The organism is Mesorhizobium sp. B2-1-3 (assembly GCF_006442495.1).
Taxonomy (GTDB): domain Bacteria; phylum Pseudomonadota; class Alphaproteobacteria; order Rhizobiales; family Rhizobiaceae; genus Mesorhizobium.
The window spans coordinates 201,933-224,152 of record NZ_VFWL01000003.1; the positions used below are offsets into that span (position 1 = coordinate 201,933).

Genomic DNA, 22,220 nt, shown 5'->3' on the forward strand with positions numbered 1-22,220 from the left:
GCGATCGCCGCTCCAGAGCAGTACCGCGACACACTTTCCGCGGCAGGGTTCGAGATCTTGTCGGAACGCCAGCGGCGTGATGCTGCGCTCGAGTACTTCGCACGGCAGCGCGCCCAAGTGGCCATGGGGCGGGCAGTACTGGGCGTGCAAACTCTCATGGGAGCGCGGCGGCCCCAGATGGTCCGAAACATGAGCGAAAGTATTTCAGCCGGCCTGATTGGGCCGGTCGAGATTATTGCCCGAAGGCGGTAATATCTGTTGTCGATTTCAACTGATTCTGGCGGGAAACGCAATGTCTGCTTCGGGTCAGGAATTGAACTAACGCGCCCGCCCCGTGCAAGTCCGCTTTGGTGAGCAGCAGCGCTAACTTCAACGGCCGGAATTGGGCGCATTGCTGCCCATCATTTCGGCTGAAAGCGAAGAGACATGGTCGTCGCGCTGCATCGTGTCACGCGGGTTCTCGAATCGGACCCGAGGTCCGCATCCCGACTACCTTCTGGAATCACCTCTCCGAGACTCTCCGGCGCAAGCGGGGAATGCTTGTGGGGTTGGGACGGGTGACCCGCGGTCGCCTCATTCCAGCCGTATCGCCGAGGAGCGATCTGAGCCCAGGTCGAGTGTGGCCGACCGGACAACGTCCCGACGCTCGTCGAATGGCCCTCACTGACGAGAGAAGCAGCAGGACGATTGGCTTCGACACCCACGCCTAGAATAAAGCGTTGATGACTACCGTGCCACGCAACGACACCATGTCCCGGGGTATCACCAAGGTTTGCTTGCGCGTTCTACGTCGAGGGAAGCGCCAGCCGCTTCTGGCCAGCAACGATACGGCGGAAGAACCACAGAATGGCTGGGCAAACCAGGAGCACGACGGCCCCGAAGTCCAGCGCGGCGCTGGCGGAGCCGATCGAGGTGGAAAGCTTTCCGCCGATCGCCGCTCCAACCGGGCTCCCGGCATAGAAAGCCGTATAGAATATTCCCATTCCGATCGCCCGCGTTTTCCGCTCGAGCACACGTGCTGGAAGGCTCATGATCGCACCGGCGGGGAGGCCGCAGACGGCACCGACGGCAATGACGATGGGAAGCACGTGGCCGCTTCGCGACAGGAGAACCGTTAGCAGGGCAAAGGCGATGCTGCCTGCGACAATGATGGCTTCGCCGCGTTTGGTCTGATCAGCGAGGAAGCCACCAAAGGGAACCGAAATCGCCGCGAGCCAGAGGACGATGCTGATCGTCGATCCAGCCGCAGCCATGGACCATCCTCGCTCAACCAGCATCGATGGCCCGAAACTGAAGATCATCGACAAACCGAGATTGTAGAGACACCAGATTGAGCTAGCGGCAACGACTGCATAGACCGTTTCCGAGGTCAGACTGCCTCGTTCGCCTTCAAGAGAGACCGCCGCCTCCGGCGCGCGGTAGACGAAAGCCATGAGGCCGAAGCCGATCAGAATCCACCCCGCGACGGCAAGGTTGACGAGATGAAGCCCGAACCTCGCTCCGATCCATGGCAGGAGCATGAGCGAGATTGCGATGCCCACCGGCCACGAGTTGACGAAAATGGCCATCGCGGTTGCGATTTCGCGACCAGTGAACCAGTCGGCCACCATCTTGGTCATCAGGACGCTCAAGAGAATGCCGCCAGTGCCCGCAATCAGTCGGCCCGCGATCTGCACGCTCCATAATGCCGACGTAGTCATAAGCAATTCGCCGGCCAGCATCGCCAGGAGCCCCGAGGACGGTCGCCTTGTCGCCATAGCGGCGTCCGATCGTGCCACCGGGCAGAGCAAGCAGGACGCCGGGCGCAAAGTAAACTCCTATAAGGATACCGATGTCGGCCAGGCTCGCATCGACGCTTTGGCTAAGCTGTGGTGCGACGGCCCCTACGCTCCCGAACTGAAATGCGAAGGCGGTGCGAGCGACAAACAAGACAGCAAGAATGGTCCAGCGGCTTGGCACTTGAGTCCTCCCGTGGGACTGACAATCCGCGCATGGTTTTCACCAAATGCCTGGCGCACTCAGTCCTATCAATGATGTCTCAGCGCTTGCAGATCATGTCGGCCAGCGGCCCAGGCAAGCGCCTCTTCGAGCCTGTCGTCACCCCAAAACGTCTCGCCATCCACGACGAACGCTGGAGAGCCGAAAATGCCGTAGTTGCGGGCCGCGTCGGTTTCAGCCTTGAGACGCTCATGGGCACCGGGCTCATCGGCCCTTGCAATCGCACGACCGACATCTTGACCGAGGGGGGCTAGCACATGCTCCAGATGGGCACGGCTACCCAGATCCATGCCTTCTAGGTACCACGCCCTGAAGCTTGCGACGGTATAAGCCTCGCACCAGCCCTCTTCGGCCGCCACCATGGCGACTCGGTTGGCCACAAGGTCCGGATCGGTCGGCCAGATGGGTGGCCTGACATAAGGCACCCCGTGCGTCGCCGCGCGTCGCTCCACATCGCGCCACATGTACTTCACCTTTGCCGCCTGGGTGCGGAGGGCGATGTTGTTCTCGGCCATGACGGTGCGGACATTGAAGGGCCGCCATCGAACGGCAACACCCGACCGTTTTGACACCGCATCAACGCGCATCACGGACAGATACGAGTAGCCGCTTCCGAAGAAATAGAAGAAGTCGAGTTGCTGCATTCCCGTCGCCTCCCATCCATGGATGCCGACACTCAGCCAACTCGGCAACAAACCTATGCCTCAGTCGGTGCTGTTAAGGCTGCACATCCGTATCAGCCATGATCCGCCGGCCTGCTGCTCGAAGACGTTGACAGACGTACCGCTGCCAACCTCCAGGCCCTCGGTATACGTCGCCAGACACCAAGCCAGGTCACCAGATCTGCCCGCGTGTATCACTGTCATCTTCTTTTCAGGCGCCTCGTCGTGGCCGTGCGTCCAGGCTGTATGGAGAGCTTCGATAGCATCCCGGCCCCGAGCAGGAGGCGCGTAGGGCGAAAGTAATTCGGCATCGGCCGTAAACATGGCGCCGCATGTTTTGGCGTCGCCAGCACGATAGGCAGCCACATAGGAATTCCAGAAAACCTGCAGTTCCTCGTGAATCGACATCGGACGGCCCTCCGGAAGCCAGTTTGCTATATTAGCGGTTTCTTAGATGTACGACAATTCTCCAATGCTGGTCCGCCGCTGGCCATCTTCCCACCTAGCCGTTATCGCGGTGACCCCGGGGGGTCGGTCTCCGCTTCAGGTAGTATGCGATCTCACACCGCGCGCACGGGTGCGCTTATGGGATATCGCAAAGGCGGGCTCTACGTCGGAGTTGAAGGCGAAGAGCAGCCGTTCACTCCAGAATCTGCCGACAGCGCATAAGTGGACCAGGCGCCGGACGGACCCCCTTCAGGAGAGGCGCCTTCGTGCGCGCAGCAATTGGCGGTAGCCGCGCTCGACCATCTTCAGGCCGTCGCGCACGAGGCGATACGTCTGGTAGCGGAAAGGCGAGTCCTGCCAGTCAGTGGCACTGACCAACTTCCGACCAAACAAGGCCGTCGCGACTTCGAAATGAGATGCCTGCTCCTCACGGCCGTCAAGGCACTGCAGCATATGGCCAAGACGCCGCCGCTGGGCCGAGGTCAAGCGGGCATCGGGAAGGTGTTGCCTGTGGATCGAGCGGACGAATCTCTCGATCGCCTGTAGCCTGTCATGCGCCATGTCATCGAGTGGAATTATGGCAGCCAGCGGCTCGCCTGGTCGCGCGCCGCCGAGAAGCGCCAACTGCACGCCGGCCGGCGAAGATCGCACGTGAAGGCCGACTTCGTCACGCTTTCCCGCGGCCAACCGAACATCGCGGGCGCTGTCTTCCCGCGCGAGCATATCCGCCGGAACCTCGACCAGGTTCACGACCCCAGGGTCGATCTGAGGCGCCCAATAGACCGGCTGCTCGACCGCGGACTGATCAGGCCTGGCGGCGAAACTGCAAGCCCCAGCGCTTGCGCAGCGCACGCATCGCTTTAGCCGAGCGGGAGGCCGCGAAGTCCCGCTGATACTGGGGATTTCGTCGCAGGAACTCCCAGGCAATCTCATCGGCCGCGGCGCCTTTAACGAACGCGTATGCCTGTGGGTCACACCACTGCGATGTATCGGGCTTCATCCGTATCCTTCCCTTCTCATGGATTTGATACGGAGACGCAGCGTTGAGCGAAATCCTTGGATTCCGTCATTGACGAATGAACGAGAGAGATCTCGGCGCCGAGCATCAGGCCGAGACTTTGCGATGCCTACTGGCTGGCCCCTTCCAGTGTCTTGAATGTGTCCGTCCAGGCGCGATAGGCCTCCTCATCGCCCTGGCTCCACGCGCTGAAGGCGCGCCAGGCGGCGAAAGAGGATGCAGACTGCTCGAACAGCGCGCCGATCGACTGGTCGCCTGCAGGCCAGCCGGCAGGCTCGCTGTTTATCGCTTCAGGCGTGAGGCGCCGCAGATCGGCCAGGGCCGAGCGGATGTGGGGCAACGGAAATTCGCACAGGTCTGTGTTGTCAGCCGCTTCTCGAACGATGACTGCAAGCTTGGCGATAACGCCCGCCAGCGATTGGGCAGACGTCACTGCAATCTTATCCAACAAGGCATCGGCCTTTTCAGCCTCGCTCTGCTCCGCCGTCCGGGCATCGAGATAGCGGTCGGCGTCAGCGCCCTCCCCGCGCCCAGGGACTTCGCCGACGGAGAAGAGCGCGCCGCGCTCCAAGAGCCCCTCCTCGGCCTGCTGCTGCCTGACACAGGAGGCTAGCATTCCAACATGAGCGTCGATCCAGGCAAGGGACAGGACGAGTGCTGGATCGGCCGACGGCGGGTCTACGACCGCATGGTCGGCCGAACGCTTAGGGTGTTCTTTGGTGCATGGCGATTGCCTCTCCCGTCCCAGCGTGACGGGAGGCAAAGTCGTGGTATTGTCGGAATCAGCCATGATCCGAGCTCCACACAGCTTGGCTTTGGTCAGGTCGAAAAGGGTGTTCGCGCACCCTCTTCGACCGCAAGTTCGAGACAGGGGTAATATACAAATTGATTGAGGTCAGTCATAATATTGGAGACAAGGCGGCGAATTTCAGCGCCGAGCAGTGCCGCGGCGCACGTGCAATGTTGGGTTGGAGCCAAGATGATCTGGCCCGCGCGGCCACCGTCGCACGGCAGACAATCGCTGATTTCGAACGCGGCGCGCGGACTCCGATTGCAAATAATATATTAGCGATCGTGAATGCGCTTGAAAGAGCAGGCATTGAAGTACTTCCCAACAATGGGATCCTCTTGCGTAAGAGCAGCTGATCGCGATTTCTGGACCACCGTCGAATGCGAAAGCCCGTCCGACCGGGGTCGAACGGGCTCGATTGAGAGTTACTCGCCGTTGCGGCGGTTGGGGCGGGACCAGATGAGGCTGTGGCCCTCGCCTTCCTCGTCGGCGAAGAGGTTGGCGTAGATCGGGGCGGTGAAGCTCGGATCGTCGAGCTTGAGCCCGAGATAGTCGCGGCCCTCGTTGGAGCGCTTGGACCAGGCGGCGCCGATTTCGGCCTTGCCGACCACCACGCGGTGGCTTGGAGCGTTCTCGCCGTTGGCCCGGGTGTCGGGGACGATGCGCACGCCCTTGGCCTGGACGCTGAGGGTGACGATCTCGCCGGTGAACTCGTTCGCATTGGTCTTCTTGAAAGTGCCGATGGTAGCCATTTTCAGTCTCCGTTTCTTCGTTTCCGAGCCCGCACCATGCGGCCTCGATGGCGATCGCGGGGCCGGAGGCGACCGCCGCCGCATCGCTTGCGACCGCAGCAAAAGCGGAGGATGGCGGAGGCGCGCGTTTCTTGGTTCCGCGAGGAATGGGCTTTGCCCAGGGGAAGAAACGCGCAACGCGCCCTTGCGGCATAGGCGGTCGAGGCTTCAGCCGTCCTTCGGCCAGATCAGCCGGCTCGAGAGGTCGTTGGTGCACTCTGTGAAATGAAGAGGGAGGAAATGGCGGCACATGCGATTAGAAGACCAAGCCACCGGGTCTCCAAGATGTCTCTCGATCGGCTTGGCATGGGCTGTATCAAGCCCTTATCACGTCGGCATGAGGCGACCGCCACCTCGTCCGCAGTGGCGGCTCGGGACCCGATCCGCGCGAACTGCCGCCCAAGGAACTGCGCAAGCCGCGACATCTACATCCCGGGTCTGCATATTGACAACATTAAGGTCAAGACGGCGGGAGTTCAGGTGAATCGAATTTCTTGCCCGGCTCAGGATCGCAAGACGACCCGAGGCGTTACACGTCGACACCGTGACTCCGCGCCCTGGCAAGAAGGAAGACGATAATGGCAGACAACAAGTCGAAGCGAGGCGCCGCCGACCGTCGGCAAGTCTCCGGCGGTGAAGGCTACGAGGTCAATTACTTTGCCCGCAAGCACGGCATCAGCAAAGAGCAGGCCGAGGCGCTGATAAAGCGGGTCGGCAACGACCGCGACAAGCTCAATGCCGCCGCGCAGAAACTAAAGAAATAGGCCGCGCGCCGGAATGGCGCGTCGGACAATTCGGTTTGGTGAGAGTAAATTCTGTGAGCAAGTCAGCGTCGCGTCGCCTCACAATCAGAGGATCTTCAACTCCCCCTACGAAGCCAGCCTCGCGACGCGCGGCCAAACTCGCGCCACCTGCCTTCCGGCCGGTCCAGCTCGCAAAACTGGTGGACACAGTTCCCCCCGGCGATCGCTGGATTCACGAGATGAAATACGATGGCTACCGCATCCTCGTCGCTGTGGGTGGCGGAGAGGCGCGCGCCTATACGCGCTCCGGTCTGGACTGGTCCGACCGTTTTCCCTCGATCCTGTCCGAGGCACGCAAGCTCAAGATTCGCTCGGCGCTCATCGATGGAGAGGCCGTCGTCACCGACACCGAGGGACGATCCAGTTTCCAGGCGCTTCAGAACGCATTGAAGGGTGCTCCGGCGAGCATTGACTATTTCGCCTTCGACCTGCTGCAGCTCGATGGCGAAGACCTGACCAGGCTTCCGCTCCTGGAGCGCAAGAAGAAACTGGAGGCAATTCTGCCGGCCAGGAACCCCATCTTTCGCTACTCCGATCATATCCAGGGCCGTGGAGAGGAATTGCTGAACCGCTTCTGCGACGCCGGCCTGGAAGGGGTAATCTCGAAGCTCGCGGATTCCGACTATGTCGGCGCCCGGGACGGCAGCTGGCTGAAGATCAAGTGCATCAAACGTCAGGAATTCGTGCTCGTCGGCTGGACGCCGTCAGACAAGGATCGCGCGTTTCGATCGCTGATTCTTGTTTTCAATGATGGCGGAAAGCTGCGCTATGCCGGCAAGGTCGGGACCGGTTTCGATACCGCCGAGATGGCCCGGCTGATGAAGATCATGGCGCCGCTCGAGCAGAAAGCCGCCACGGTCGAGGCGCCGCGCGCGGAGGTTCGCGGCGCCCACTGGCTGCGTCCCAAACTTGTAGCCGAGATCGCCTTTACCGAGATGACCAACGAAGGAACGCTGCGTCATCCAAGCTATCTTGGCCTGCGCGAGGACAAGAAGCCGGAGGCCGTCGTGCTCGAGACGGAACACCGCACAGCAACCCTGCCGTCACCGGCAATCAGCACGATTGCGATCAGCAATCGCGGCCGCGTCATCTACCCGGAATCCAACATCACCAAGGGACAGCTAGCCGATCATTACGCCGAGGTCGCCGACATCATGCTTCCGTGGGTCGGCAACAGGCCGATCAGTCTGGTCCGCTGCCCGCAGGGCCGCGCGAAGAAGTGCTTTTTCCAAAAACACGACGCCGGCAGCTTTGGCGACAAGGTCCATCACGTCGGGATCACCGAGAAGGACGGACACGAGGAGCCTTACCTCTATGTGGACGATGCCGACGGGCTGATGACCTGCGTCCAGATGGGAACGATTGAGCTGCATGGATGGGGAGCCCGCATCGAGGACGTCGAAAAGGCCGACCGGTTGGTGTTCGATCTGGACCCGGACGAGGGCTTGGATTTTGAAGCCGTCCGCGCGGCTGCCTTTCAATTCCGCGACATCCTCAAATCGTTGGGACTGACGACTTTCCCGATGCTGACGGGCGGCAAGGGGGTGCATGTGATCGCTCCGCTGACCCCACAGGCAGAATGGCCGGAGGTAAAGGATTTCGCGTCCCGCCTGGCTCAGGCGGTCGCCCAGAGCGATCCGGCCCATTTTACCGCCGCGTTGTCGAAGGCCCGCCGCAAGGGTCGCATATTCGTAGACTATCTGCGCAACCAGCGCGGAGCGACCGCGATCATGCCGTACAGCGCGAGAACCCGGCCGAGTGCTCCGGTGGCGGCGCCGATCACCTGGGCGGAGATGAAGACCATCAATGCACCCTCGCATTTCCATGTCGGCGACGCTCCCGAATTGAAGAAACGAGCGGCTTCCAAGGCTCTGGCGGGCTGGGGGCGCGCTGATCAATCCCTGCCACATCTGTAGCGCCAGCGGGCAGAGGAGAAGCCACGCCGTTTTTCCAACCCGGCGCCATGGCCCGCCAGGATTCTTTGGAACCTGCCAAGACCGGCCTCGTTTGCCTGAAGCCATGGCAAAAACCGACACGAGGACCATCGCCAATCTTCTGAGGGAATACGCGCATAGGACATCCCTGCGCGGCGGTAATCCCTATCGCGCAAAGGCGTATCTACGTGCCGCTGACAGCCTGGCGGCACTCTCCCAACCACTTGATCGCATCATCGCCGCCGGCGCCCTCACCAGTATCCCGGGGATCGGGGACGCCATCGCGGACATCGTGACGAAGCTCCATCAGACCGGCACGCACCCAAGCCTCGACAAACTGCGGGAAGAGGTGCCGGCAGGCGTGATGGAGCTGTTTGCAATCCCTGGTCTTCGGCCCGACAAGATATTGAAGCTTCACCAGGCGCTCGGCGTGAGTTCGCTGGCGGAGCTCAAAACCGCGGCGAAGGAAGATCGCATCAGGCCGGTCAAGGGGCTTGGTGCCGCGCTTCAGACGAAGATCCTGGAGAACCTGGCTATCGCGCGAAGCGGTCAGATGCAGCTTCATCTCCACAAGGCTGCTGCTCTCCTGGAGCATGCAATGGCATCGTTGCAGCAAGAACATCCGGAGTTCTCCCGCGTCGAGATCGCCGGTGACTTCCGGCGCGGGTGCGAGCTCGTTTCCGCTTTCGCGCTGGTAGCGCAAGGCACGGAGCAGGCCGAGCTCGCGGATGCGACCCTGCGGGTTGTCATCACCGACAAGAAGCACTTTGGCGCCAGGCTCCTCGACGCGACCGGTTCGGCAGATCACCTCAAGCAGCTGAAGACGCTCGCGGCCGTCAAGGGATTTGTCCTGAAGGGTGACGGGCTCTATCGCGGCCGAAAGCTGGTCGCCTCAGCGACAGAAGAGGATATCTACGAGACCATAGGCCTGCAGTTCGTCGAGCCCGAACTGCGCGAAGGCAGGGATGAGATCAGACGGGCGGCCAGCCACGAGCTGCCCGCACTTGTTCGAGACCAAGATCTGTGTGGCATCCTGCACTCCCATACGACAGCGTCCGACGGCACCGAGACGCTCGAGACGATGGCCGAAGCCACGCGCAAGCGCGGGTTCGAATATTATGGTGTCGCCGATCATTCGCAGTCCGCTCACTATGCGGGTGGCCTTTCGCTGCAGGAGATAACTGAACAGCATCGCGAGGCCGACCGGTTGAACCGGCGGTATGGTGGGAGATTCCGTATCCTGAAAGGCATTGAGGCTGACATTCTGGCGGACGGCTCGCTCGACTATCCGGATCATGTCCTGGAGCAGTTCGACTTCGTCGTCGCCAGCGTGCACAGCCGCTTCAAACTGCCCAGGAAGGAGCAGACTGAGCGCATCATCGAGGCGATCGGCAACCCCCGGACGACGATCATCGGCCACATGACAGGCCGCCAGCTGTTGCGGCGCCCGGGCTACGATCTCGACATCGCCAAAGTTCTTCGGGCCTGCGCCAAATTTGGCGTCGCCGTCGAAGTCAACGCACATCCATGGCGTCTCGATCTCGACTGGCGCTGGCATCAGGAGGCACTCGAATACGGCTGCATCTTCAGTGTCAATCCGGATGCTCATTCAATTCGCGAGCTCGATCACATGCACTGGGGCGTTGAGATGTCGCGCAAGGGCGGCGTCCCTGCGCAGCGAGTCCTCAATGCGATGCGCCTGCCGGCTCTGCTTTCCTATCTGGAAAAGCGCAAGCGCGCATCCAAGAGGATCGGTCGACCACGCCTGATGGCGAGGGACGCTATGCTGTAATTCAATTGGCTGGTCTGGTGCGGCCTCCTTCAACAGGTGCACGCTGCGTATATGATATTGGAATCGAGCCAACGGTCCAGCTGACCGAGCTGTTCGACCGACAATGTCCCTGCCGGCAACGGTCTGGTCAATGATTTGGCGGAGACCGACGGATCGAGCCACGCGGCCCAATCCTTGAATGACGATTTGACGGTCATGATAAGGGGCGATGTCCGGAACTGAAGATTGTAGGATCCGGCAGCACGAAGCTTATATCCTGGCGGAATGACATTGCAGGCAAATGGCCCCTGCCGCGGCGCTGACCCGCGCAAGATAATCCATGTCGACATGGATGCGTTCTACGCGTCGGTCGAACAGCGCGACAATCCAGAACTCCGCGGCAAGCCGCTTGCCGTCGGTGGAGCGGCCGCCCGCGGCGTGGTGGCTGCCGCAAGCTACGAGGCCCGCGCCTTCGGCGTTCGCTCCGCCATGCCTTCGGTCACGGCAAAGCGCAAATGCCCCCAACTCATCTTTGTGCCGCCTCGTTTTGACGTCTACCGGGCAGTCTCGGCTCAGATCCGCGAGGTGTTCGCCGAACATACCGATCTCATCGAACCGCTCTCGCTCGACGAGGCTTATCTCGACGTGACGCAGAACCGGCTCAATATTTCGTCGGCCACGACGATCGCCGAGACGATCAGGACAAAGATCCTGATGGTGACCGGTCTCACCGCTTCCGCCGGAATCTCGTACAACAAATTTCTCGCCAAGATGGCGTCCGACCAGAACAAACCGAACGGCCAGTTCGTCATCACGCCACGCCATGGGCCGGCGTTTGTCGAGGGTTTGCCGGTCAAGAAATTTCATGGTGTCGGTCCTGCGACCGCCGCGAAGATGGAGGCGCTCGGAATTGAGACCGGCGCCGATCTCAAGGGCAAGTCGCTCCCTTTCCTGCAGCAGCATTTCGGAAAGGCGGGGCTCTGGTACTATCAAATCGCGCGCGCCATCGACGAACGCAAGGTCGAACCAGATCGGCCGCGCAAATCAATCGGCGCCGAGGACACGTTCGCAGTCGACATATTCGACCTCAATGCATCAATCGCCGAACTCAAGCCGCTGGTCGCCAAGGTCCGGGGCTACTGTGAGGGCAAAGGCGTTCGGGGCCGGACCGTCACGCTGAAGATCAAGTTCGCCGACTTCCAGCAGATCACGCGCAGCCGCACGGTGGCGGTGCCGATCGAACTTCCGGATTTCGAACATCTCGCAGCCGATCTCCTTCAATCGGTGTTTCCGGTGCGGAAGGGAATCCGCCTGTTGGGCGTCACGCTTTCCTCCCTAGGCGATGTGTTGCCGCCGGATCAACGTCAACTGCGCTTCGAGCTTTAGCACTGCCCTGGGGCCAGGACGGAAAGGACGTCCGGCCGCATCTTGTCCGGATCATCGCTCGGGTGGATCGATCGTCGCGGACGATCTGGGAAACCTCTCCTTCATATTCGTCGGCCGCACGACCGTGAGTGTACCGTCGCCGGCGCCTGGTGGCGAGGCTGAAGGCGAAGGCGTTGGCTTCGACGAGGGACATTTTCCCGGCTCCTGTTCTGGAAGCGGGGAGCGATCCCCGCGTGACAGACGCCCGATGTATCCGGCCGAGGGCCGCAATCACCGTGAAGGCAAAGCCGAAACGGCGGCACGCTTTGCGTAGTCCGACCCTTTATGGATTGATGGCATCAGGCCCTCGGACCGGACCAAGGAATTGCGCCGACAAACGCGGGGATAGGGTCCCTGTTCTCCATTCCAGGACGGGATGGGATGTGAACCTCATGGTTCGCCACTTCGCATTCACCGCCGCCAAATCGGCAGGAGCGATCGTTCGATCAACGCGCCGGGAGCGACGAAAAACAAAGCGAATGACTGGAGGCGACTGGCCTTGTGGCGCCGTCATGTGGCGCCGAACCTCATCACCGGAATGCCGAGCCTGCGGGCCTTGTCGGCGAGGTTGTCCTGAATGCCTGAGCCGGGGAAATGAATGACGCCAATCGGCAAGGTGTCGAGCATGGCGTCGTTGCGCTTGAAGGGCGCGGCCTTGCCATGTTTGGTCCAGTCCGGCTTGAAGGCAATCTGTGGCACCTTGCGGCTGTGAGCCCATTTGGCCGCGATCAACTCGGCACCTTTGGGTGACCCGCCGTGCAGCAGGACCATGTCCGGATGCTTGCCATGGACCTGGTCGAGCTTGGCCCAGATCAGCCAATGATCGTTGAAATCGAGCCCGCCGGTGAAGGCGACTTTCGGGCCCGGAGGCAACAGCACCTGACTGTCTGTATGCTTCCTCGCGGCAACGAAGTCCCGGCTGTCGATCAGAGCCGCGGTCAGGTTGCGATGGTTGACGACAGAGCCCGAACGCGGGCGCCAGATCGAGTGTGTGTGGCGCTCGTAATGCTCGGCGGCCTGATCGCGCATCAATTCGAAGGCGTTGCGGCGTTCGAGCAGCGTCTGACCTTGGGCGATGAGGCGCTCGAGCTCGACCGACTTGACCTCGGATCCGTCTTGTTCGCGCTGTAGCCGTTGCTGGCCAAGCTCGTTTTCATCGAGCTCGCGTTCGATCCGCTTGGTCGCGCGATGGAACAGATTGACCGTCCCCCACAGCAACTCCTCGAGGTCGGGCTCAAGGCGTGTGTCGGCCATCGCCACCAGGAGAGCGTCGAAGATGTCGGCGATGCTGGCGGCTATGACCCGGCCTTCGGGAAGCGGGCGCGGATCGGGTTCATCGTCGAAGGGACGGTAGCCGTAGAGCTGAAGCTCGTGCAGGATGTGGTCGATGGATGATGATGCGGGTTGCGGCTCGAAGTCGGTATCGTGCTCGGTGCTCATGGCGGCTTGCCTTCGTGGGACCGGCCGCGCCCATCGCGGCCTTCATGGCGACGAAGGCGATGGACGATCCGGACTTGCACCCGAAGCGCCAGCGCAGGGCCGGAACGGGAGTGAAGGATGGCGAAGCCCGGCTATTTTGGTTCGCGATGGAAAGGCCCGAAGACGAGGTCCCGGGCGGCTCGCCGCACGGGGTGGCAAGGGCCGCCGGAAAATAACGGGGCGCAGCCATTGCCTGTCCGGACCGGCTGGTGCCCGATCGCCCTCTGGAAGGCCGGTGGGCCGGCCCTCGCCTCAGCGAAGGCCCCCCTGCGCACCGAGGTACGCCTAGCAAATGCCACCCCTCCCTTCCCCTTCCGGTCAGGCCGCCAGCTTCACGAAGCGCTCGACATCCTGTGGCGCGATCTGAACCCGCAGGATCCCCCTCAGCGCATTGACGCCGAGTAGACGCAGATCCTCGTTGAGGTCGCCAAGTTTCGGCGTCAGAACCATGGCCTCGATACCGGCCGCGCTGGTGCGTTCAATCAGGGTTGCCACTGCTGCGTCGCCTGCCGGATCATTGTCACGGGCGATGTAGAGGCGCCGCAATGTGTCAGGAAACAGGATTGCGGACAGATGCGCCGCCGACAAGGCTGCGAGTGCCGGCATGGCGGGCAGGACAGTGCGTTGCGACAGCATGGTCTCGATGCCCTCACCGGCGGCCATGACATCGCAGCAGCAGCCGAAGCGGACAGCGTGTCCGAGCAGTTCGCCCATGGCCCGTCTCGGTGTCTCGAGCGGAGCGCGGCCGAGATGGGCTTCGCTAAATCCGCCCGGATCGAGCCAGGTGCGGTGGGCCCCGGTAAGCTTGCCTTTGAGGTCGGTGACCGCCGCGACCATTGCCGGCCAGGTTTCAGTCCGGCCGCGGTCTGAACGGTAGTAGCAGCGAGGATGAAACCGTAGGCTCCCAGTCTCATGCACGGCTGTAATCGCGCGTGCGCGCAAATACGTCTCCACAAGAGTTCCCCGTATCGGCTGCGACATGGAGACCAGCCGCCGCGCCGCTTCAGGGGAACCGCCGGCAGCGGGAACGGCTTGCTCCCACTGGCCCTTTGGTTCGTTCGTGGGCGGCATGGACAGAAAGCTGCGCGCCTCGCCGGACACATCCTTGAAGTCCGTCAGGCCAAGCGATTCACGGATGACGTCCAGAAGGTCGCCGTGCTCGCCGGTGGCGGCGTCGGTCCATTTCCCGGCGGCACCCTTGCCGCAATCCGGTCCCTTGAGACGCACAAACATCGAGCGCCCCGGCGCATTGCGGGCGTCGCCAACCAGCCAGTAGCGGCCCTCACGGCGACCGTTGGAAAGGTAACGGCGGCAAACAGCCTCAGCCTGCCGAGCAAGATGGCTTGCCAGTTCGGATGCATCGCGAGGCAGCATCAGCGGGCCTCCCTCTCACTGATGCGCTGCACTGGCCAACACTCGATAACCTTGGCCGGCACCGCAGGCCCGCTGGCGTCCGCCGGCACAAACATGCGCAGCTTCCAGGATATGATTTCATGGAAGAGTCCGTAGGCGGTGAGCCGCTCGCGCATGGTATCGGTGATGCGACGCACATTGGACTGGCCGAGCACCAGCTTGTTGAAAGGGATATCGCGCGAGGACGACAGCGTGATCTTTTGAACGGCAGTGGTCATTTGAAGGTCTCCGCGACGGGCCGCCGAGAGCCTCTCTCTCAGCCTTGAACCCGTCACAAGATCCCTCCAACCCTCTCCCTCTCCTGCCTGCACAATCCGGCACACCGTTGCTCGACTGCCGAGCGCGCACGCATGTCGGCCTGTACGTTGTCTCCGCGTGAGCCGATGGTTGGAGCGGACAGACGAAGTGCGGCTGGCACTTGATACCTATGCCGATCGGCGGAACGGTGCATGCGCTGTTCGGGTCAGCGAAATTATGCCGCCCATTTGTCGTTGCCTGCGCTCAGCCCGATGGATGCTTCGGCCTCCACCGGCACGTGGCCAAGAAGCCAATCGGCCGCCTTGCTGGCCAGGCTGGCGGCGCGAACGATGGCGCGATTGTCCTCGCGCAAAACCTCCAGCCATGAGCCGATGTAGTCGGCATGCCGAACCGTGGGCACTATGCCCAAGGCGGCGCAGCAGAAGGCCGCGTTGATTTCTGCCACGAGTTCCTCGAACGCATACTTCCTGGAGGCGGTAGAGCCGGATAATTTGCGATCGAGACGTGAACTGTGGCCGGTGGCATGACCGAGCTCATGCAAGGCTGTCCGATGCCAATTGATCGGCTCGAAGTAGGCTTGGGGCGGAGGCACCTGTATATAATCGTGGGCCGGCACGTAAAACGCCCTATCGCCGCCGATACGAAAGTCGATGCCGGTGGCCTTGATCAGCGCCTCGACACGCGGTTCGATCGGGCTAGCCACCGGCAGTACAGCCGAAGCTGCGATTTCGTCAGGTAGCCCTTTACATTGTTCAATGTTGAAAACGGTGAAGCGCTTGAGGAACGGGATGGCTTGAGCATCCTCACCCGTCTCGCGAGCGCGCTTCTTCTCGTGATCCGGGACAAAACGATCGGCATAAACGACCGTTGTCCCGCGCTCGCCTCTACGGACATTCCCGCCGAGCGCGAAAGCCTGTCGATAAGTTATCCAACTCTGCGTTGGGAACCCGCATTCAACGACCGCGCCCCAGAGAATAAGCACGTTGATCCCGCTATACGCGCGATGCGTCCTGGCATTCTTCGGCAGGGAAAGCGACGCGTTTGCGGCGGAAGTTCCCCATGGCTGAACCCAGGGAAAACGACCCCCTTCCAGCTCGGCAATTATCTTGCCGGTGATCTCGTCGTAGAGGTTCGACCGGTCGGCGGCGTGGGTTCGTTTGGTCCGGACATACATCGCGGTTCTCCGCGACGGGCGCCGAAGGCCTCTCCTTCCGCTTTCAACCCGTCGCGAAAAACCCCTCCCATCCTCTAACTCTCCGTCGGGAGAGCTCTGCTTTCCCGACCAAATGAAAAACGGCGTACAAGGCGGAGGCACCGAAATGTCCGTCATTGCGACCAAGTCAGTTCGGTGCTGGAGCAAGTTCGTGGCCCTGAGACCGGTTCAACAGAGGCGGCCGAAGGAGCATCAGCATAGCGCCGCCGCCAGGCGGGATGCGGGACCGACCGCCCCCGGCGAAGGGCGCCGGATCAAAAACGATTGGTGCCATGCCTGCGTAAAATAAGACACTCTTCGAAGAAGGGGGCACCGTTTTTACCGGTCGTCGCGTGATTCCGACGGTCTATTTCCAGTACACCAACTCGGCGCTCAACCAGCAAACCATCCTATTTACACGCCCTGACCGCAATTCACCGCACCGTTTGATCGGATCCCTTCCGGCAGTGGCTATACAATCCAGATCTTGATCCATGAATGGGAAGCCCACGCACAAGGGCGGACACATACCGGGGCGAGGTTATGAAAAGCGACTCCCTTTCCTATCCTTCTCGGGGTCTCTCACGCGAAGAAGCTGCCCGATATGTTGGCGCGGCCATGACAAAATTCGACCAGATGGTTGCTGACCGGCGCATGCCGAAGCCGAAGAAAGTTGACGGCCGCGTGATTTGGGATCGCCTTAAACTCGAAGCGGCGTTTACCGAACTACCTGGAGACGATGACGAGAATATCGTCGACTTCCTGTTTGCAAGGGAATCACCGCAGGGAATAGATTCATTCCGCCATGATCGACAAATGTCCCGGCCTCTCCTCTTACACCGACCTCTCGGCGTTTCGTTCATGGCAGCCTTGCCGGCTCTGCTTGGCTAGGTTGACTCGCCTAGGTGTAGTATTTTCGGCATGTTTTGGGAAAAAACATGTGGCTTGTAGAGGGAAATAAACTATTTGTCTCGCTGGCGGTATGGCAAATCAAAGCTCGATCAATTCGTCCGATACGGTAAGAGGAAACTATATGACCACTGCTCTCGAACATGACGGCCAACTGGATACTGTGTCGATAGCGGCCGACATCGTCGCCGCGTATGTCTCGAACAATCCGCTGCCGGTTGGCGAGTTGCCGAAGCTGATTGGCGATATTCATGCCGCTCTGAAAGGCATCGGCACGACGGCGATAGAGCCTGTGGTCAAGCAGGAACCGGCAATATCGATCAGAAAGTCGGTGACGCCAGACTTTATTATCTGCCTTGAGAATGGGAAGAAGTTCAAATCGCTCAAGCGCCATATCCGAGTTCACTACAATCTGAGCCCTAATGAGTATCGCCTGAAGTGGAACCTTCCAGTCGACTATCCTATGGTCGCGCCGAACTATACGGCCACGCGCTCGGCATTGGCGAAATCAGCAGGCCTTGGACGAAAGGCGGTGGTGCCCGCACCAACCGCGAACGAGAAAACAAAAAAACCAGCGCGCTTAGCAGCCGCAAGAACACCTGCGGCGTCAATCAAGTCACCGCTGAAGAAGACGCGCAAGGCATCCGTCAAAGCCTGAGGGACTGCCCTGGCAAGGTGCCAGGCTGTAGCGGCCTGACCTTGATGAAGCCCCGCCGCGTGGCGGGGCTCAGTTGCATGTCGGTTCAGTCTGCGGCACAGCGGAACCGGATGAGGGAAGAACTGCCCCGACCAAGAAGGTAAAGAAGAGAACTAAGGACCTGGGTCTTGGATCACCGAGGTCGCTGGCACGGAGCCGGGGTGTCGTAGGGAGGCGCAGTTATGTTTCGGATTATCGCCGCATTGGCGATCGGCGGCGTTTTCATGCCGGTGGATCCTGCGTCGGTCGTGCGGCGCCCACAGGCGCCGGTGCCCTGGTCGACGGTTTATGTCGAGGGATGTTGCAAGACTTGTTCGGCCGGTCAGGCATGTGGCGATAGCTGCATCTCGCGAGAGAAGCGATGCCACAAAGCGCCCGGCTGCGCGTGCGATGGCTGAGATGCCGCGATTTCCCGCCCTTGGCGTCTGCCGCTTGTCGGCCGCCTTGCTCTGCCTCACCTTGCCTTCCGTGGCCGAACCACTGGTGGGCATTCCATCAGTCGTGGACGGCGACACGATCGAAATTCATGGACAGCGGATTCGCCTCAATGGCATGGACGCGCCGGAGAGTGCTCAGATCTGCGCCATCGCCTCTGGCAAGAAGTACCGTTGCGGCCAGCAGGCGTCTCTGGTGTTGGCGGATTTCCTCGATGCGCATCGCCCAACATCGTGCATTGGAGTCGACCGCGATCGCTACAGGCGCATGGTCGCTGTCTGCACCGCCGCAGGCGTCGATATCGGCGAATGGATGGTCAGGCAGGGCTATGCGCTTGATTGGCCGAAATACAGTGCCGGCTTCTACGTTGGAGCCGAGCAGGAAGCCAGGACCGCAAAGCGCGGCCTGTGGGCCGGCTCATTCGACAAGCCCTGGAATTGGCGCAGGCAACACTAGGACCTTCGCCGTTCCCTCAGGAGCCGGTTCAATTCCGCGGCAGCTTGTGAATCTCCAGTCTCACCGGACCGCCTCGATCGCAGCTCGTGCAGACAAGCGCCCTCTCAACGGAGCTGAACAGCGCGTCCTTGCCGTATCGCCGAATAAGCGCGGCTGGCTTCACCTCGGCATAGTGCGAGCAGCGTTTGCACCAAGCTCGCAACGTGTGCCATTCGCGCAGATCGCCAAGTGAAACGTCCAACCCGGCATGAATGCTGCCGTTGATGACAGTCTGCGGTGGAACCTTCACCTCGCCCGGAGTGATAATCTTCTCCATGACATGGCGGCTGTTGTAGTGAATCAGCAGCATTCCGGGCCGACGCCGAATGGCCGCCTGCCAAGCTGCCTGGCTGACCACCGCGTCCGGAGATCGGCATATGGTTTCTAGATGGGTTTTCTCCTCTCGATCCCAGACTTCGATCCGGAAATTGTCTTCCGCCGTCTCGGTCATTGAACCCGCGCCTTATGCCAGCCGCGAGAATAGCCGTTCGAGACTGCGGCCCGCGACAAGCCCAGTTCCCGTTCAAGGTCGTTGTTCCTGGCAAGGACATTCAGCAACGCGACCAAGACATCGCCGCCGGCTGCGGCTATGGCCTGCTCAGCCACCTCTTCCAGTTCGGACATAGCTTCGCCGGCCGGCGCGTTCTGGCGCGTTCCCATGCCTCTTTCCTGCTCAGATGTCATTCAGGAATAAGGAACATATTCCTTCCTCGTCAAGAGCAGTCTTGACTCAATGTTCTCTTTTCGTTCACTGTAGCTAAAATAGTTACCGGAGACAGACATGGACCTGGTTTTGACCGTCCCAGGCGCATCGCCTGAGGAGATTTCGCGCGGCATCGCGGCCGCCGAGACGGCTTTGGAGCGCGCCGGTTTCACAGCCGAGGAAGCGGCACAAGGCGCCTTTGCACTCGAAGGCTGGGATATAAACGGCTTTCCGGAAGATGGATTGGACGGTCGAGCCGGCGCCTGCGCACAAGCCTGGGGCCAAGCCCATACCGCCGCCCTGGAGGCGTGCTGTGCCGGCTGGCCTGAAGAACGCAAGCCTCTAAGCGTGGATCTGGAGCTACTGATCGATCCGGAAACCCAACTCGTCGACCGCGTCACCGCGTTGGCGATGCTTCGTGCAGATGTTGAGCGAGGCGGCAAAGACACGCTTAGCGGAAGGGATTCCATCTTGGCCTGGCGCATTGCGGCCGATGTCGAAGATCGGTTCAAAATGCGAGACCTCATCGGCGACCTAACCGTCGTCTTCACCACTCTTTCGCTTTCTCATTTCCACCCTGACGAGCCGGTCGAACCCAAGCGCCAAGCCGTCTGTGATGCAATAAACGCGCTTGAAGCGGCGACGGAAAAGCAGGCCTCGCGCTGATGCGAAGGAGAGATGATGTCCGACCATGTCCTGCCTGGCCAGAAGAAGCCAAAGCTGATCGTCGTCATTGCCTTTGATCGCGGCAACGAGGGCGATCTGTTTGCCGCCTACGGCCCGGCGGATCAGCAAAGCGAGGAAAGGGCAGTTCGCATAGCCAAGGCGCTGGCTACCAGGCATGTCGGCGTCATCGCATGGAGCCGCGATGCCGATCCAGCGCTTGGGGACTACGGCCCGCCTACAACGCTTTTCGTCAGCGGTGACGTACCCGACATGGAATGATCGTCAGGATCGGCCTCGTGTTACGCGCTTTGCGGGCGCACCGTTTCCACTCTAAGCGACCCCGCCGGAAGCGGCCGCAAGAGTTCAGATTCGGGCTTCGTCAGGTTGATCCAGGCAGCCCAATTCTGCGGCTGAAGAACAACGACCTGCCGATTATGAAATGGTGCGACATCGGGCCCGGGATCAGTCGTCAGCATGGTGAAGGTAGGCGGCTTGTTGCCGGCGGCCTCACGCCAAAGCCCTGCGATGGCCATAAATGGAGAGCCGTTGAGCGTAAAGCGATGTTTCGCCTTCGGATATTTCGCACCAGTGAACTCGAAGAACCCGGAGGCCGGAATGAGGCATCGATTGCTGTTTGCGAATTGCCTCCCTTCGGAGCGAAAGTTGAACACCGGTCCCCCCTTTGGGCCCGCCGGCGGAAATCCGAACGTCATCGATGCCAATTCAATCGCATCGCCGGCGCCGCGCATTATTGGCGCCGGGTCATTAATGCGGATGTCATCCGCCTGCGGCAAATCGAGTTCGGTTTGGTGCGCCGGGATTTTGAGCGCCAGCGACGCCATCATCCGACAGTATTCACCCCACAGGACATGCTGTTCATAATCGTTGCACATGGAAGGCTCCGGGCGACCTTCTTAGAGTAAGCCTATCTGGCTCTCGATGAAAAGGCGGCTGCCGCTCAACTCAGCGGGCCCCATTTAGCCAGAATATCCCCTTCGTCGCGGCCTCAATGAATAGCCTGCGGGCGTGATGGGCCTCTTTCAGCCCTTCGAGAACACGCGGTAAGGCTTTCCGGGCCGCAACATCTTTCGAACTGGTCATCGCCGGCCATCGGGCTCCCCCTGGGAGTAGATTAATGATCAGGCGATAGGTTCCGGTTCGCCGGCGAGATCCGTTGCGGCGGGATGCCGATGACAGATACCACGGCCTACCTCGACCATCGTGCAGTGTGCGGACCGCCTTGGCGGGGACAGTCAGTCCCGCGTCCAGGCTTTCAGCCGTCGCTATGCTGACGCTCCTTAGGCTGTCCCGTTCACCACCGCGGCCGAGGCGGAATTCCTCCATCCCACGCGCGAGGCTTGTCCGCCGTTGCGGACGCGCGCGGGATTTCGGTTTATACGCCCTTTGTCTTTTTTGGCGGCGGCCGCCGCTGGACTCGAATTTGCCGTAGAGGGAAGCACGGACCGGCCGCCGGCATGTTTGCTGCGACGCCAAGCTCGTTTTTGGGCTTTGTTGTTTTGGGTGGCTTGTTCTGGCATGCTGGCCTTTGGGAATGCGGGATTCGAATATAGCCAGCCCGTCTTGATGGCAGCTGAAAGATCCTAACGCTGCGCATATGAAGCCATTGATAGTGATCTGCTCGAAGGACGCGGAATTTTATCTGCTCCTCAGCCACATTCTCGAGGTCGACGGCTTCGCCAGTACGCTGGCCGGTTCCATCGATGAAGTGCTGGAGCTTGCAGCGGGCATGCCGGTTCGGGCCGTGGTGCTGGATTGTCGACCGGACAACCAGCTGGGGGCCAAAAGTGCCGGGCTCAAGCAGGATGCTCGCACAGGCGCCCTCCCCTGTGTCGCTCTGGTGTCGCCCGGCGCGGAAGCTCAGCACATTCAGCTGCTGAGGTCTGGCATTGACGAATGCTTTGTCCGGCCGTTTGCCCCGGCCAAGCTGCTCGAATACCTGCGGGCCAGGCTGGCGGTGGGCCAAGCATCGGAACAGGGATCCCGGCGTGGCAAGTCGCTGGCATATAGCGATATCGAGATGCAGCTTGATACCCATCGCGTGCGCTGCGCCGGCAAGGAGATATCGCTCGGGCCAATCGAGTTCAAGTTGCTGCGCCACATGCTGGAAAATCCGGAAAAGGTGCTCAGCCGCGATGAGCTGATCGCCGTGGCCTGGACAAATAGCGCCAGTGTAAGCACGCGCGTGGTCGATGTTCACATGAGCCAGTTGCGAAAGTTACTCAGGCGGTCATCACGAAGCGTTGCCATTCGCACTGTAAGGCTCGCCGGATACGCGCTCGAAGACCAGTCGGCCTGATCATTCCCGCAGCACAT

Annotated in this window: 25 protein-coding genes and 2 pseudogenes; 11 read left to right on the forward strand and 16 right to left on the reverse strand. The window is 61.1% G+C overall.

Annotation, left to right across the window (positions count from 1 at the left end; genetic code table 11):
- Nucleotides 1–785: 785 nt before the first annotated feature.
- The 6 genes from FJ973_RS08090 to FJ973_RS08115 all read right to left on the reverse strand — a co-directional run bounded on the left by FJ973_RS08090 (nucleotide 786) and on the right by FJ973_RS08115 (nucleotide 4,915).
- Nucleotides 786–1,721 carry an MFS transporter gene (locus tag FJ973_RS08090; RefSeq protein ID WP_246675836.1) on the reverse strand — a complete coding sequence of 312 codons (936 nt, stop codon included), beginning with the start codon at nucleotides 1,719–1,721 and terminating at the stop codon, nucleotides 786–788.
- A 306-nt stretch (nucleotides 1,722–2,027) separates the two neighbouring features.
- On the reverse strand, nucleotides 2,028–2,642 hold the full coding sequence (locus FJ973_RS08095; protein ID WP_140523034.1) for a 2-hydroxychromene-2-carboxylate isomerase: 615 nt from the start codon (nucleotides 2,640–2,642) through the stop codon (nucleotides 2,028–2,030).
- A gap of 60 nt (nucleotides 2,643–2,702) precedes the next feature.
- Nucleotides 2,703–3,068, reverse strand: a complete 366-nt coding sequence (locus tag FJ973_RS08100) for a nuclear transport factor 2 family protein (protein ID WP_140523036.1) — start codon at nucleotides 3,066–3,068, stop codon at nucleotides 2,703–2,705.
- Nucleotides 3,069–3,356: 288 nt separating this feature from the next.
- Complete coding sequence (locus FJ973_RS08105; protein ID WP_140523038.1) at nucleotides 3,357–3,857, reverse strand: DUF2285 domain-containing protein; 501 nt, start codon at nucleotides 3,855–3,857, stop codon at nucleotides 3,357–3,359.
- Nucleotides 3,858–3,912: 55 nt separating this feature from the next.
- Nucleotides 3,913–4,107: a DUF6499 domain-containing protein gene (locus FJ973_RS08110; protein ID WP_140523040.1), complete on the reverse strand. Its 195-nt coding sequence runs from the start codon at nucleotides 4,105–4,107 to the stop codon at nucleotides 3,913–3,915.
- A gap of 127 nt (nucleotides 4,108–4,234) precedes the next feature.
- Nucleotides 4,235–4,915, reverse strand: a complete 681-nt coding sequence (locus FJ973_RS08115; protein ID WP_224656331.1) for a hypothetical protein — start codon at nucleotides 4,913–4,915, stop codon at nucleotides 4,235–4,237.
- A gap of 95 nt (nucleotides 4,916–5,010) precedes the next feature.
- Between FJ973_RS08115 and FJ973_RS08120 the strand changes: the two genes are divergently transcribed.
- On the forward strand, nucleotides 5,011–5,271 hold the full coding sequence (locus FJ973_RS08120; RefSeq protein WP_246675838.1) for a helix-turn-helix transcriptional regulator: 261 nt from the start codon (nucleotides 5,011–5,013) through the stop codon (nucleotides 5,269–5,271).
- A 69-nt stretch (nucleotides 5,272–5,340) separates the two neighbouring features.
- On the opposite strand, the gene FJ973_RS08125 is transcribed toward FJ973_RS08120, so the two are convergent.
- A complete protein-coding gene (locus FJ973_RS08125) occupies nucleotides 5,341–5,667 on the reverse strand; it encodes a DUF736 domain-containing protein (protein ID WP_042643545.1) in 327 nt (108 codons plus the stop codon).
- A 617-nt stretch (nucleotides 5,668–6,284) separates the two neighbouring features.
- Here FJ973_RS08125 and FJ973_RS08130 point away from each other — a divergent pair.
- From FJ973_RS08130 to FJ973_RS08140, 3 genes are all read left to right on the forward strand, one after another.
- Nucleotides 6,285–6,470 (forward strand): DUF3606 domain-containing protein, encoded by a 186-nt coding sequence (locus FJ973_RS08130; RefSeq protein ID WP_140523042.1) that lies wholly within the window; start codon nucleotides 6,285–6,287, stop codon nucleotides 6,468–6,470.
- Between the two features lie 53 nt (nucleotides 6,471–6,523).
- Complete coding sequence (gene ligD, locus FJ973_RS08135) at nucleotides 6,524–8,425, forward strand: DNA ligase D (RefSeq protein WP_224680367.1); 1,902 nt, start codon at nucleotides 6,524–6,526, stop codon at nucleotides 8,423–8,425.
- A 103-nt stretch (nucleotides 8,426–8,528) separates the two neighbouring features.
- Nucleotides 8,529–10,235, forward strand: coding sequence for a DNA polymerase/3'-5' exonuclease PolX (locus tag FJ973_RS08140; RefSeq protein WP_140523044.1), 1,707 nt, complete (start codon nucleotides 8,529–8,531; stop codon nucleotides 10,233–10,235).
- 29 nt (nucleotides 10,236–10,264) lie between these two features.
- Here FJ973_RS08140 and FJ973_RS08145 read toward each other — a convergent pair.
- Nucleotides 10,265–10,451, reverse strand: a pseudogene (locus tag FJ973_RS08145) (hypothetical protein); the annotation flags it as partial.
- 48 nt (nucleotides 10,452–10,499) lie between these two features.
- Between FJ973_RS08145 and dinB the strand changes: the two are divergent.
- Complete coding sequence (gene dinB / locus FJ973_RS08150; protein WP_140523046.1) at nucleotides 10,500–11,600, forward strand: DNA polymerase IV; 1,101 nt, start codon at nucleotides 10,500–10,502, stop codon at nucleotides 11,598–11,600.
- Between the two features lie 549 nt (nucleotides 11,601–12,149).
- Here dinB and FJ973_RS08160 read toward each other — a convergent pair.
- The 4 genes from FJ973_RS08160 to FJ973_RS08175 all read right to left on the reverse strand — a co-directional run bounded on the left by FJ973_RS08160 (nucleotide 12,150) and on the right by FJ973_RS08175 (nucleotide 15,963).
- On the reverse strand, nucleotides 12,150–13,079 hold the full coding sequence (locus tag FJ973_RS08160; RefSeq protein ID WP_140523050.1) for a DUF2493 domain-containing protein: 930 nt from the start codon (nucleotides 13,077–13,079) through the stop codon (nucleotides 12,150–12,152).
- Between the two features lie 357 nt (nucleotides 13,080–13,436).
- Nucleotides 13,437–14,492: a toprim domain-containing protein gene (locus FJ973_RS08165; protein WP_140523052.1), complete on the reverse strand. Its 1,056-nt coding sequence runs from the start codon at nucleotides 14,490–14,492 to the stop codon at nucleotides 13,437–13,439.
- Nucleotides 14,492–14,749 carry a hypothetical protein gene (locus tag FJ973_RS31280; RefSeq protein WP_140523055.1) on the reverse strand — a complete coding sequence of 86 codons (258 nt, stop codon included), beginning with the start codon at nucleotides 14,747–14,749 and terminating at the stop codon, nucleotides 14,492–14,494. The genes FJ973_RS08165 and FJ973_RS31280 overlap by 1 nt, the downstream gene beginning before the upstream one ends.
- Nucleotides 14,750–15,003: 254 nt before the next feature.
- Nucleotides 15,004–15,963, reverse strand: coding sequence for an ArdC family protein (locus tag FJ973_RS08175; RefSeq protein ID WP_140555422.1), 960 nt, complete (start codon nucleotides 15,961–15,963; stop codon nucleotides 15,004–15,006).
- A gap of 561 nt (nucleotides 15,964–16,524) precedes the next feature.
- Here FJ973_RS08175 and FJ973_RS08180 point away from each other — a divergent pair.
- The 3 genes and pseudogenes from FJ973_RS08180 (at nucleotide 16,525) to FJ973_RS08190 (ending at nucleotide 18,478) form a co-directional block, all read left to right on the forward strand.
- Nucleotides 16,525–16,774, forward strand: a pseudogene (locus FJ973_RS08180) (hypothetical protein).
- A gap of 240 nt (nucleotides 16,775–17,014) precedes the next feature.
- Entirely contained in the window at nucleotides 17,015–17,548 is a 534-nt protein-coding gene (locus tag FJ973_RS08185) for a MucR family transcriptional regulator (RefSeq protein WP_140523057.1), read from the forward strand.
- Nucleotides 17,549–17,986: 438 nt separating this feature from the next.
- Entirely contained in the window at nucleotides 17,987–18,478 is a 492-nt protein-coding gene (locus FJ973_RS08190) for a thermonuclease family protein (RefSeq protein ID WP_140523060.1), read from the forward strand.
- Between the two features lie 28 nt (nucleotides 18,479–18,506).
- Here FJ973_RS08190 and FJ973_RS08195 read toward each other — a convergent pair whose 3' ends face one another.
- The gene (locus FJ973_RS08195) at nucleotides 18,507–18,968 is read right to left on the reverse strand and encodes a hypothetical protein (RefSeq protein WP_140499776.1); all 462 of its coding nucleotides are present in this window, start codon (nucleotides 18,966–18,968) and stop codon (nucleotides 18,507–18,509) included.
- On the reverse strand, nucleotides 18,965–19,177 hold the full coding sequence (locus tag FJ973_RS08200) for a hypothetical protein (RefSeq protein WP_140499774.1): 213 nt from the start codon (nucleotides 19,175–19,177) through the stop codon (nucleotides 18,965–18,967). The genes FJ973_RS08195 and FJ973_RS08200 overlap by 4 nt, the downstream gene beginning before the upstream one ends.
- A 121-nt stretch (nucleotides 19,178–19,298) precedes the next feature.
- Between FJ973_RS08200 and FJ973_RS08205 the strand changes: the two genes are divergently transcribed.
- The gene (locus tag FJ973_RS08205; protein ID WP_140499772.1) at nucleotides 19,299–19,886 is read left to right on the forward strand and encodes a hypothetical protein; all 588 of its coding nucleotides are present in this window, start codon (nucleotides 19,299–19,301) and stop codon (nucleotides 19,884–19,886) included.
- 15 nt (nucleotides 19,887–19,901) lie between these two features.
- Nucleotides 19,902–20,165, forward strand: a complete 264-nt coding sequence (locus FJ973_RS08210; protein ID WP_140523062.1) for a hypothetical protein — start codon at nucleotides 19,902–19,904, stop codon at nucleotides 20,163–20,165.
- Between the two features lie 20 nt (nucleotides 20,166–20,185).
- Here the strand turns inward: FJ973_RS08210 and FJ973_RS08215 are convergent, their stop codons facing one another.
- Complete coding sequence (locus FJ973_RS08215; RefSeq protein WP_140523065.1) at nucleotides 20,186–20,779, reverse strand: SOS response-associated peptidase; 594 nt, start codon at nucleotides 20,777–20,779, stop codon at nucleotides 20,186–20,188.
- A 70-nt stretch (nucleotides 20,780–20,849) separates the two neighbouring features.
- Nucleotides 20,850–21,230 carry a DUF982 domain-containing protein gene (locus tag FJ973_RS31730; protein ID WP_224656320.1) on the reverse strand — a complete coding sequence of 127 codons (381 nt, stop codon included), beginning with the start codon at nucleotides 21,228–21,230 and terminating at the stop codon, nucleotides 20,850–20,852.
- Nucleotides 21,231–21,501: 271 nt separating this feature from the next.
- Here FJ973_RS31730 and FJ973_RS08225 point away from each other — a divergent pair, with 271 nt between their 5' ends.
- Nucleotides 21,502–22,203, forward strand: coding sequence for a response regulator transcription factor (locus tag FJ973_RS08225; RefSeq protein ID WP_140523067.1), 702 nt, complete (start codon nucleotides 21,502–21,504; stop codon nucleotides 22,201–22,203).
- Nucleotides 22,204–22,220: the final 17 nt, after the last annotated feature.